The 12452-nt window shown below is 42.2% G+C and carries 10 protein-coding genes; 8 read left to right on the forward strand and 2 right to left on the reverse strand.

The features are described from left to right. Positions 1-41: 41 nt before the first annotated feature. The 8 genes from J7623_RS16235 (at position 42) to J7623_RS16270 (ending at position 9107) form a co-directional block, all read left to right on the forward strand. Positions 42-1640, forward strand: coding sequence for a beta-N-acetylhexosaminidase (locus J7623_RS16235; protein WP_291922206.1), 1599 nt, complete (start codon positions 42-44; stop codon positions 1638-1640). Positions 1641-1658: 18 nt separating this feature from the next. Continuing rightward, on the forward strand, positions 1659-2453 hold the full coding sequence (locus J7623_RS16240) for a helix-turn-helix transcriptional regulator (protein WP_291922210.1): 795 nt from the start codon (positions 1659-1661) through the stop codon (positions 2451-2453). A 76-nt stretch (positions 2454-2529) separates the two neighbouring features. Beyond that, positions 2530-2901: a VOC family protein gene (locus J7623_RS16245; RefSeq protein WP_291922213.1), complete on the forward strand. Its 372-nt coding sequence runs from the start codon at positions 2530-2532 to the stop codon at positions 2899-2901. A 212-nt stretch (positions 2902-3113) separates the two neighbouring features. Next, entirely contained in the window at positions 3114-4157 is a 1044-nt protein-coding gene (locus tag J7623_RS16250) for an AraC family transcriptional regulator (RefSeq protein ID WP_291922217.1), read from the forward strand. 327 nt (positions 4158-4484) lie between these two features. Beyond that, positions 4485-7187 (forward strand): lanthionine synthetase LanC family protein, encoded by a 2703-nt coding sequence (locus J7623_RS16255; protein ID WP_291922220.1) that lies wholly within the window; start codon positions 4485-4487, stop codon positions 7185-7187. 11 nt (positions 7188-7198) lie between these two features. Continuing rightward, positions 7199-7666: a MauE/DoxX family redox-associated membrane protein gene (locus tag J7623_RS16260; RefSeq protein ID WP_291922223.1), complete on the forward strand. Its 468-nt coding sequence runs from the start codon at positions 7199-7201 to the stop codon at positions 7664-7666. An 86-nt stretch (positions 7667-7752) separates the two neighbouring features. Further along, a complete protein-coding gene (locus tag J7623_RS16265; protein WP_291922226.1) occupies positions 7753-7989 on the forward strand; it encodes a hypothetical protein in 237 nt (78 codons plus the stop codon). Between the two features lie 74 nt (positions 7990-8063). After that, positions 8064-9107 (forward strand): hypothetical protein, encoded by a 1044-nt coding sequence (locus J7623_RS16270; RefSeq protein ID WP_291922229.1) that lies wholly within the window; start codon positions 8064-8066, stop codon positions 9105-9107. A 511-nt stretch (positions 9108-9618) separates the two neighbouring features. On the opposite strand, the gene J7623_RS16275 is transcribed toward J7623_RS16270, so the two are convergent. Together J7623_RS16275 and J7623_RS16280 are read right to left on the reverse strand one after the other, a co-directional pair. Next, on the reverse strand, positions 9619-10959 hold the full coding sequence (locus J7623_RS16275) for a TlpA disulfide reductase family protein (RefSeq protein WP_291922232.1): 1341 nt from the start codon (positions 10957-10959) through the stop codon (positions 9619-9621). A 49-nt stretch (positions 10960-11008) separates the two neighbouring features. Next, entirely contained in the window at positions 11009-12424 is a 1416-nt protein-coding gene (locus tag J7623_RS16280) for a RagB/SusD family nutrient uptake outer membrane protein (RefSeq protein ID WP_291922235.1), read from the reverse strand. Positions 12425-12452 lie beyond the last annotated feature (28 nt).

The raw sequence follows: 12452 nt of genomic DNA on the forward strand, positions 1-12452 counted from the left end.
GAACTTGTTTATAGCAGATGGTTTTAAAAACAGCGCAACATATGAAGCGTTACCCGTTATTGATTGTTTTTTCTTTTATAATGTCTTCGCTGGCTGCGCAGCAGCGCTGCCCGGTGATTCCCCTCCCGGTGAAGGCAGTGCCAGGCACCGGCACGTTTATGATGAATGCACAAACCACCATCCGGGTGGAAGATGCCGCCTTGCGCCCGGTGGCTATGTATCTGCAGGAGGAGCTATGGCGCCGGTATCAGCTCCGTGTATCCGTAGGGGGTGGTAACAAAAAGGGTTCCATCTTGCTAAAAAAAGGGAAAACAGATAATAACGCTGAAGCCTATACGCTTACAATGAACACCGGCACAGCAGTCATTACAGCAGCGCAACGGGAAGGGATGTTCAATGGTGTTATTTCCCTGTTACAACTAACCACCGTGGCGCCTGCAGGTAAAACGCTGGCAGTTCCCTGCTGGAATATCAGTGATGCCCCGCAATATGGCTGGCGTGGAGTGATGCTGGATGAGTCGCGCTTTTTCTTTGGTAAAGAGAAAGTAAAGTCTATACTCAACTGGATGGCATTTTACAAGTTGAACCGTTTCCACTGGCACCTCACTGATGTGCCTGGCTGGCGGCTGGAGATAAAGAAATATCCTCTATTAACCACTGTAGGTGGCATTGGTAATATCAAAGACCCGAAGGCGCCGGCAGCTTACTATACCCAGGATGATATCCGGGAAATAGTGGCCTATGCGCAGGCACGTAATATTGAGATCATCCCGGAAATAGATATGCCCGGACATGCCGCTGCTGCAAATCGTGCGTATCCGGCGTTTGATGGAGGCGGTACGTCGCATTACCCGCAATTTACTTTTAACCCTGGCAAAGAAGGTACTTATCAATACCTGGCAGATATCCTAACGGAAACGGCTCAACTTTTTCCTGCAAAGATGATACATATTGGTGGCGATGAAGTGACTTTCGGCAACGCCGGATGGGACACGGATAGTGGTGTGATACGATTAAAGGCCGCCCATGGCTTACAAACACGTAAGCAGGTGGAAGACTATTTTATTCAGCGTATGGCCGACACCGTATTAGCATTGCATAACCGCGTATTGGCCTGGGATGAAATTGCTACCAGTAACCTGCCCGCCAACCGCACCATTGTATGCTGGTGGCGGCAGGACAAGCCGGAGAGCCTGGCGATGGCGCTGGGCAAGGGATATTCCGTGGTATTATGTCCGCGGTTGCCTTTTTACCTTGATTTTGTGCAGGACAGCAGCCATAAAATCGGGCGTCGCTGGAAGAATGGAGAGCTGAATAATTTGTCGGCTGTTTATAATTTTACGGCTGCTGACCTGCCAGCTATAGCAGGGCATGAGTCGTTGATACTCGGCGTGCAGGCTTGCGTCTGGACCGAAACGGTACATAGCAACCAGCGTCTTGACTTTCTTTTATTCCCCCGTATTGCCGCAGTAGCCGAAGCTGCGTGGACAGCGCCCGCGCAGCGGAATTTTGACGGGTTTAAGGACCGGCTGAAGGAGCAGCAGTTGCTCTACGCAAAAGACGGCCTGTATTATTTCGACCTTTTTGCACCAGGAAAACATACAGAATCCGGGCAGGCGCGTACGGATTATATTGATTAAAAGGTTGTAAATTTAGGTATGTACTACGCAACACTTCCACCACCTGCTCACCTCGCGCATGTGATCCGGTTTTTCTGGGTCATGGAAGGAGAGAATGGATATACCCACCATAACATGGCGGATGCCTGTGTGGAAATGTTGTTTCATTACCGGGGATGTTTTGATGAGATAGAAAACAACGGCAGCCGGACTACTTCTTTCACGGCCGGTTTGCACGGGGCTACGCATGTCCTGCGCAAATATACCATTGATGCCGGCTTCGGTATTTTCGGGGTATACTTTTATCCGCAGGCGATTCCTTTACTTTTTTCGATGCCTGCTTCTGAGCTTACCAATGCAACTGCTGAATTGAGTTATTTGTTGAAAAGCGCCGGCTTACAGCTGGAAGCGGAGATAGCAGAAGCTAAAAGTCATGCAGAACGTTGCCGTATTATCTGCCGCTTTACGGAGCAACGGATGGCTCGCCATTATGATGCAGAACCACCTGTGTTTGCAGCTATCCGGCATATTATTCATCACCAACCGGCGATTCCTATTTCAGAGTTGTCGAAGCAATATTACCTGTCGGAGCGGCAATTTGAGCGGCAGTTTAAGCAATATGCAGGCTTAACGCCCCGGTTGTTTTCGCGTATTATTCGTTTTCAGGCAGCTACTTCTTTTTACAAACGGGATGACCTGAGCTTAGGTAGTATTGCGCTGGAGTGCGGGTATTATGATCAGTCGCATTTTATCAGTGACTTCAAATCCTTTTCCGGGTTACATCCCAAACAGTTTTTTTCTGGTCGTTCTGCGGCTACGGCGTGGCGGGAATAATGTCGGTTTTTTCCAATTTTAAGCGCTTGACCTTCTTCATCTTTGTGTTGCAATATCACCTTAAAATTTTGTTATTATGAAATTACCTGAAGGACATCAGCGCGTGATACCTTACCTGATCCTGCAAAATGCAGTAGCTTTTTTCGATTTCACCAAAGCAGTATTTGATGCGGAAGAGCGTTACCGCGGCTACCAGGAAGATCAGCGTACACTGCGACATGGAGAGATCCGGATCGGCGATGCCACTATTATGTTTGGGCAGAGCAGTGAAAACTGGGGAACAGAAAATGCGGGTTTGTATATTTATGTAGAAGATGCAGATGCTACTTTTCAGAAAGCATTGGATGCAGGAGCTACAGTAGTGATGCCGGTGGCGGATCAGTCGTACGGCCGTTCCGGTGGTGTGAAGGATCCGTTTGGCAATACCTGGTGGATCACTGCCGTATAGAGTATTTGTCGATAAAGTGTTTTGCAGACATGCCGGCCTTAGGGCCGGCATTTTTTTATGCAGGGAGTTCCAATGTTAAGTTTTTATTATCGCCAAATAGCCGCAGTAGTACATTCTAATTTACAAGAATGCGTTGCAACACTGTAGCGCATTTGACCGGGAAACGCACCTGTGCCAGCCGCGTGCTGTTTGTCTCACCCACTAAATTTACTATGAAAATGATTATTGATGACTATCCTGCAACAATAAGATTTTTGTTATCAACCAAGTCTGAAGCAACGACCGAATCCTCACCTTTGTTACCTGTGCATTACCAGCATAATGCTTTAAGAGGTGCATTTGTAACCTATACAGAAGGAGGATTTGGTTGTTTTGCTGCCCAGGAAGTACGTAGTCCTCATTGGGTGATGGGATGGTTGAATTTTTCCATCCGGCACCCGGTAACGCTGAATTTTTCCGCCAGCAAACCGATGGTGGCATTGATATGTACGCTGAGGGGAAGGGCTGTGTATGAGCTGCCTGGCTTTGGTAATTTTTCATTGCCCAAGGGCAGGTATGGATTTTATTATATTCCACCTCACCTGGCCGGCAACATGTTCCTGGCCGAAGAAGAGCATCATACCGTTTACTTTTCTTTTTCTGCCTCTTTCCTGGAATCCTTTGCAGGGCAACATATTAACTTCCAGGAATTGTATGCCGCGCAGCAACAGCAGGTAACTGCCGCCAATGTGTTGCCAGTGTTTAAAATTGGTGTTGAGGAGCGTAAGATCCTGGATGCCATCCGGAACAGTAATTTAACAGGTCCGGCTAAACAGATATTCCTGCAGGCAAGAATCAACGACTTACTGGTAAGCTATTTTGCATCGCTGGAAACAAGCGATAAAGGCCGTTTGAGGATAGAAGATCAGCAGGAACGGTTTAAAGAGATTGAAAAGTTTATACAGGAAAACTATCACCTGCCACTTAAAATGCAATTTTTAAGCCGCAAAGCCGGCATGAACCTGCGTAGTTTTGAGAAGGGCTTTAAGGCCAGTTTCGGTGTCAAGGCCAAAGAGTATATAGAGCAGTTGCGTGTAAAACTGGCAGCAGATCTACTGAAAAGCAGCGACATGCCGATTACGGCGATCGCCTACCACGTGGGGTTTGCGGGAACGAATTATTTCTCTTTTGTGTTCCGGAAAATTCAGCATTGTTCACCGAGAGAGTACAGGCAAAGAAATGAAGGGAAGAAAACGGATAAAGGCGAAATATTGTAGGTTTTTATATTCGCGTTTTTGAACATTATTTTAAGATTAAGTTTTGATATTTGTAGGAGAAGGAACGAAAGCACGGAGTTTAATCCCTTAGAACCCGATTTTAAACAATCAATTATTTCCTGTTAAATATTTGAAGTACCCTCGAAATAACGTGTTTATGCCAACGAAGCGTTCAATAGATCAGCTACTGATCTGACAATATTGTATTTCCTGTTCTGATATCAATAAGTTGATTGTTTTGCCGTGATGGCAATGATCATACTTGCGTCCATGCCTGTAATGATGGGCGTAAGGGAGCGGCATGTCTAATGAAAAATCTGTTTTAATATGGATAAGCAGCATGAAGTAATAACTCAGGAGCGGAATGATAGTCGTGATTCCAATGGAAAGCCTTTGCTTGTGATCCCGGCGGGTATTGCAGATTATCAGGGATTGTTGGAAATGAATGGTATTGCTTATACAAGCGATGAAAATTTTCTCAGAGTGGGTGTGCCTGAGAATGTAAAAGGATGGATATTTCATTTATCAGTGATCAAAGTGCAGTTTTTGAAATTGTTTGAAATAGTGTATCCGTTTTTAGCGGAGCATAAATTACCCTATAAAATACCATCGGACGATATAACAAAAGATCAGTTAGTGGATGGTGCATTGGGATATGAGCGGCTTGGAAAAGTAATAACAATTTATATAGATAATGATAGGGCTGCGCTGCAGTTGGCGCGTCAGCTTATTACACTGACGGCCTCTTTTAAGGGGCCAGCTGTACCTACAGATATTCATTTGGGGGCTGTAGTTTATGTTCGCTATGGAGGTTTTAGAACGGAGATGTTGGTAGATGCCAATGGCAAAGTGGAAAACTATATGCACGGGAAGAGCGGAGAACGAATTAAAGATCCTTATAACATTCCATTTGTATTGCCTAAAGGTGTCTACTGGCCTTTTTCTGAATTAGCAAAACCGGTGGCGACAAAAATCCGACGGATTTTTAAAGGTAAATATCTTCCTTACATTTTTATAAAGCCCGATGTAAAAGGCCGTGTGATAAAGGGCATCAATATCAGTCAATGGTTTAACCCGCGTTGGTGCATTATAAAAGAGGGGAAAATGGGTATGTGCTCTGATGATGGCGGCAGAGATATGATTGATCGAATTAACTGGCAATTTGAATTACATACGGATCTGAGTGATGAGCTACCGTTACCACGCATTATAGATCATTTCTATAGTAACAATGATAGTTATCTCGTAATGGAATTTATTGATGGCGTGACCTTAGATGTAATTCAATCGTTATTGTATGGTGGAAATAGTTGGCAGGGAGTGAGTGAAGCCGTGAAGCTAAAAAGCATTGATTATTTGTTACAGATTATAAGCGTACTTATTTTACTTCATAGTAAAGGGTATATACATCGGGATGTTACCGTTGCTAATTTTTTAGTAGACAGGAAGGGAAAGGTATTTCTGATTGATATGGAGCTGGCCTATAATATTAATAAAGCAAAACCGGATCCGGCTTTTAGACTTGGAACACCCGGCTCAATGTCACCAGAACAGGCTAATTCTGCGGCACCAACTTTTGAACAGGATGTATATAGTCTTGGTGCTCTATTAGTGGTTTCATTTACTGGTTTCCGGCCGTCTACTTTCGATGTGGAAGACTCTACTTCACTGTATAGAAATATGTTGTTTTTTACAGGACATAAAAGGCTGGCTGCAACTATTGCCAATTGTCTGAGTATTGATCCGAAGTTAAGGCCTTCGTTAAGCGAAATAAACAAGGTTATGACTGATTTTAAATCAGACTTGACTTTGCGGGATCCAATTTTATTAACTGACGATGTAACTGATTATGAAGTGTTCATTAATGGAGCTTTAAAAGGCTTGTCTAATCCTTTGATGCTTACTGCTGAGGGAGGATGGTCCTCTGTTTATGCAGAAGCGGAGCGGAATGTAGGGAATCGCCGGAGCCAGCGGGCTTATTATATGGGAATCCGGGAAGGAATTAGTGGTCCATTGTATTTATTGGCCCTTGCAGGAAGGATGGGATTCAATATTGATTCCTGCCTGGAGGTGATAGAGAAGAACTGGCGCTATCTGCAACAGCATTTTCTGAATATTTTACCTGAATTACCTCCTGGATTGTATAACGGAGCGGGAGGTATTGCTATGGCGATCAGTAAGTTGTTTGCGGCGGGGATATTAACGGCTGATAAAGAGCATCTTGCTTATTTGAAAGGATGTCTGAATAAAAGTCCAGTGAGCTGCGATATCGCTTCCGGAGCAGCAGGGCAAGGCATCGCCTTGTTACATAGTATGCCATACCTGGAAAAAGATTTTGTTAATGGTTGCTTTGATACCTATATACAGTTTATTCTCAGCAACCAGTTACGTGACGGCTCATGGCTATCTGCTTCATGTGATATTGAGGAGAAGAAGGAAAAGATGACAGGGTTGTCTTGTGGAACTGCCGGTATCGTTTGGTTTTTATTGAATTGGCATCATCGTTTCGGGAATAATGTAGTATTGGATGCGGCATTGAAAGGGTTAAAGTGGTTGGAGAATCAGGCAAAGAAAGAAGATGGAGAGATATTTTGGTACAAATCGAAAGAGAATAAAGATATAGAATTTACCCTGGAGGATGGATTTTATGGGGTGGCAATGATTTTTATAAAAGCTTATGAGGTAACCGGAGATCTGGCCTTTAGAAAGATTGCGGAGAGGACTTTGTCTGTCTTTCCGTCGAAAGGCATATTGCCGGAATTGGCAGTAAGTAATGGAATGGCCGGATTGGGTGAAGTTTACCTGGAGGCATACCGGGTGTTCCGGGAAGAGATTTGGCGAGAGCGGGCAACCTGGGTTGCGGAGGTGCTGTTGCACACCGTGTATTATCATAAGGATGGAAACTATTGGCTCATTAACAGTCCTAAATTACCTAACGCAGATCTGTTGGCGGGGAACAGCGGCCTGATTTACTTTCTAATGCATTACTTAAGGCCGGATGAAATGGGCTTCATTCTATTACCACAGTAAAAGTTATCTGTATGAACAGGAAAAATATCACACAATTGATAGCGTCATTGCTGATATTATTATTCTCATATGCAGCAACAAGTAAGCTGGTTGATTACCAAACTTTCGTTATACAATTAGGAAAGTCTCCGCTGATAGACCAATATGCGATTCCCATTTCCTGGGGTATTCCTTCGCTGGAGTATGTGGTAGTAGCACTGTTATTGTTTAGCCGTAGCCGCCTGCTGGGATTTTATGCTTCTTTTTTTTTAATGATGTTGTTTACCGTTTACATCTATGCTATTCTCCATTTTAGCTATGATCTCCCATGTTCTTGTGGAGGTGTACTATCACAGTTGAGTTGGCAGCAACATCTTATTTTTAACATTGCTTTCACCATTTTGTCCTTGTTTGGAATCATTTTTCAATCACCTTATTATAAGAATTTTAGACTATCGTCTTTAAATATTTTGCTACGTAGTAAACAGGAAAGTCGCTGAACACCTGTAGAAAAAAGTAGGCATTCTATCAAAATGTGTCATTTTAGTTTTTATTGCTTTTTGATATTATAAAAGCATTATGCTATATGAAAAAAGTATCTTTAGGCCTTACCGCTATCGCTCTGTTGGTTGGTTTTGCAAGTGCATTTGCTTCTAAAACAACCGGTACTGGCAGAACTTTCTGGACAACTGTTGTTCACCACACTCGTGTTACATTGTCTCAGGTAAATGCTCTTTGTAAAGGTGGAGCTGTTACATGTGCAATACAATACACTACTGCATCAGGCGCTCCAACAGGTGCAATTGCATTTAAAGCACTCTGATTAAGGAAAACATAAGTTCTAAAAGACTCCTCAATGCAGATTGAGGAGTCTTACATTCAAACGCCATTTCTGGTATGAAGATTCTTTTATATAGTTTGTTCCTCGCAGTACTCTCTGTCATTGTTATTGGTTTCCTTTGGTTTATTGCCGACAGACCCAATAAAAGCCCTAATCATTTTCAAAGAGTGTTTATCGAAAGGGGGCCGGGGGCCTCACAAAGAGAGAGTTTGCCAGACAACGTGGGAGGCCCTATTGGCGGAATGTCCGATTCTGTTTTCTTTTCAACAGATGAACCGGGAAGGGTAATAATAACAGATAGTAAATTTAAGAAGAAGGGGGAGGTGCTATTTCATTTACCCGGTAGCTTAAAAGATAGTATTAAGCAAAACTTTTTCTCCCGGTTTGATGCACCCTGGATATATTTTTGCGCTTACAATATTCCTGCGATTATTTGTTGTAATATATATACCCACCAGGTGAGTGTGTATTACAAAACGGGAACAGCGTTTACAAATGTTTGTCCGGTATCAGAAGACAGGTTTTTATTTCGTCAGCTTGATTACAAGTCAAAAGACCAGGTATTTAGCTTACGCGATACCAGGCATTCCTTACCGGTTAAAGAATCAAGTCTGTATACCCCGTATGGTGATGGAGGACTGATATCCGGAGGTAATCTTCATTATGAAAAAAAGACAGGTATTTTTAATTATACATTTGTCTATGGAAATAAGATAATGCTGTTTGATACAGGTCTCAATATCATAAGAATACAGCATACAATCGATACATTTACTTTACCTGTACTAAAATCCGGACGCTTAGGTAAAGTGACCTATTCGAATCTTGGACCGGCGCGGCGAATTAATCACCTGACATGCATAAGTCAGAAGTTCCTTTTTGTTAACTCATTGGTTAAGGCGGATAATGAAGACGCAGGTATATTCAACAATAATACTGTTATCGACATATATGACCTTGATACGTTACGTTACAGGGGAAGTTTTTATATGCCCAGACTGGATCGTCAGTATATTAGTAGTATGCAGGTTGTTAATAAATCACTGATTGCGTTTTATAAGAACGAGGCTGTTGTTCATTCACTTGATTTCCTTAATTGATGAGTATCTGATCATTATTTTAACTATTAACTTTTACATATGAATAAGCTACATATTGGACTCACAGCCATTTCGCTTTTTTTAGGTGTGGCAAATGCTTTCGCTGCGAAAGCTGGTTTCTACGCAACATTTTGGCGGACCGTGCGTTATCAGACAATGGTTCGGTACGCTGCAGCGGTGGCGTTATGTCCCAATGGCAACTATACCTGTGCCATTCAGTATGAAACTATTTCGAGTCTTCCAACTGGTTATGTTTTATATCGTTCTCTCCCATGAGAAGGGAATACAAATATTAAATGTATAAATACCTGTAGTAGTTCGTTGGGAGTATAGAAGTGTTTGGCCCATGTTGGGCTATCGACAATTATTACTTCGGAGTTAAGAGCAGATCTGCTTATTGGACGCAATGAACAAATTGAATTAGCCAGCGTATTTGTTGCATAAAAGGCTAAAGTTTCCCCTTAGAAGGAAACTTTAGGTACTATTTTTTAATGCTGAATAAGTGTATGACTTATTTATCGGTGTCAGAAAGTACAAGGACTTCTGCCAGTCCATCCGGAACCTTGATAATATCCAGTCCATATTGATTCAGTATTTTTCGAACGGCATCATAATCAAGCGGTTTTTTTAGTGCGCCATCAAGCTCCCATTTTAGATTCAGGTCCATATTTACTCTCTCGTAATTATATCCTGTATTGTTTATAATAGGTAGGGGCCCCGGAAACCACCGGAAGAGTTCTACTACATCTGTAAATGGAACGCCTCTTACATTGAACAGGATCTCATGATTTTTATCGAAGTTGTAGTGTGAGCTTGTGTCTGTTTTAGATAACAGCAGATCATCGGTATTTTTCTTGATTTTTATAATTTCGTATGCCGGTATTTTTTTCTTCTCAATTCTGCCTTTCCATTTAAGACATCTGTTGAGGTCATCCAGGTAATATTTTCTAAAGAACAGGCTGTCTGACATTCCTTCCGGCAGGCTGGCGTTGTAACAATAGGTTTTTGATCTTTGATTTAAGTCAATTAATTCGTCGTGCGTGATTTTGTGAGAGGTATTGCCAGAATCGATATAAATATTGTTGGTATCTATTGCTCTGCTATTTCGGGCCATAGATAATGCAGGGTAGAATAGGGTAAATTCTACAGTGTTAATTGACAGGAAATCAGAGATCTGGTGTTTGTCGTCTACTTTCGCAACCCGTAGCCCGGAGAGTCCCGGGATTTCTTTTGTGAAAATTACTCTGTATAGAAAGTTGTCTGCTGTACCGCCATTGCCATTTACCAGGAACGGTTTTTTTCTGTCGAAATCCATTTGATCTATTTTCTCGGTCATTTCATATCCCGGATCAGCAAGCAATTTGTCAATGTTTTCCCGCGTAACTTCGTCCCCCCCGGTAATGGCTTTAATAGTTCCATCTCCGGTAATCCAGATATCATGAGGAATCATCCTATGGGGAAATAATGCATTCAATTTGGTGTCTTCAACAATACTGGGCAATTGAAACCAGGAATTGTTACTGATAAATTTTCTAACGGTTTCAGCGTCTTCTCCTGTAGAGGATTGACTATTAACCGGGATGATGGCGATTTTATCTCCATATTCTTTTTGTATGGAGTCCAATGTCTGCAGTGTCTTAATACAAGGAGAGCACCAGGTAGCCCAAAAGTCAAGTATAACAAGCTTTCCCTTGAATCCGGTGTAACTAATCTCGGTATCCTTGTAATTGATAATTTTACCCAACGACATATCCGGCATTTTATTACCTATTTTTAGTTGTGTCGCTATTTTGGGTTGTGCATACAGTATTCCTTGTAAAAGTAAGAAGGTGATGACAATCTTTTTTTGCATGTCGAAAGTTTTAGCAGGTTGTTATAACGACGATCTATTATTAATGTGTTTAATTGTATCCTGGGTTTTGAACTAATGTTGGATTGGCACTTATCTCAATAAGAGGGACAGGATAGGCGGAAACATTTGCACGCCAGTTACCCGGTTTTTGAGAACTGATACTATTAATACCTCCGGTTCTTTTTAGATCGAACCAACGGTGGCATTCTTCAGATGAGAGTTCATTTTTTCGTTCCTTAGCAACAGCTGCTAACGCATTGTTGAGACTTAAATTCAATGGTAAATCTGGTAGTGGGTTGGGAATGCTGATGCTGGGCGTTTGCCTGGCTCTATTCCTGAGGATATTCAGATCTTTTACTCCATCAGCTATTTTGTTATTGTTAATTCTGGCTTCTGCCCTTATCAGGTATAGTTCTGCCAATCTCATTACTACGAAATATTCGCTACTTGAAGTGGGCGTTCCGTTTAGTTTGTATTTATACGGATAATAATAAGTGACGCCGTTATACGGTAGACTATCTATCCATTTTTCCTGGCGTTTATCTCCAGGTTCCAGTGAATCAATAAATGATGGTATATAGGTAAGTAATGGGTTAAAGGACGGGATAATTTGAGCGGCAAGGTCGGTATAGCCATTTTGGACCCACAGTTGTAATATAGACTCCTGGTTATTAGCAAGAAATACGCTATCCAGATCAGTGCATAAAGCATATTGTGGGTTATTGATCACTGCAGTAGCCTGTGTTTCGGCATCCTCCCACTTTTTGTTGTATAAATAGATGCGGGCCAGTAAGGCAGTCGCCGCAGATTTATTGGCGCGCACCCGCTCTTTTGTAACATACGCATCTGATAGGCTTCCCTGTGCATTTTTCAGATCTGAAATGATCTGTGTATACACTATACTAGTCGATGTTCTTGGTGTGGTTGCATTCAGGTTTACTTTTGTACTGGTAAGCAGTGGTATATCTCCGTACAGATTTACTAGTTGGAAATAGCAGTAAGCGCGGATGAACAATGCTTCTCCTGATATCTGTGTTTTAAAACCTCCACTTAAAGCGCTGTTGTTTTCAAGTGCTTCCAGAATTGCATTGGCGTTGTAAATGGTGCTGTAGTAGCCACTCCAGATCAAATCATTCCATGCATCGTCTACCTTTATGTTGTTGGTATAGTAGTCAGTATAACTGTCTGTATAGTCTATCAGTTCATCAGCGGAGCAGCTGGTAGTTATTACCGGCAGACTGGTTGCACTGAAGTTGGCCAGTGTTAGGTAAAGTCCGGCCATAGCAGCAGTGGCAGACTTTTCATCGTTAAATACCTTTTCAGGAATTAATTGTCCTGTTGGAGGAGCAATTTCAATGAGCTTCCTGCAAGCGCATGTACTAAATATGACGCAAATAACTATGATATATTTAATGATGCTTTCAGCAAAAGAAGTTGTGAAGGCTATAGTATATTTGAATTTCATCTTCTTGTAATTTTATTTTCTAAATAGC

It is taken from the genome of Chitinophaga sp. (assembly GCF_017745275.1).
Classification (GTDB): domain Bacteria; phylum Bacteroidota; class Bacteroidia; order Chitinophagales; family Chitinophagaceae; genus Chitinophaga.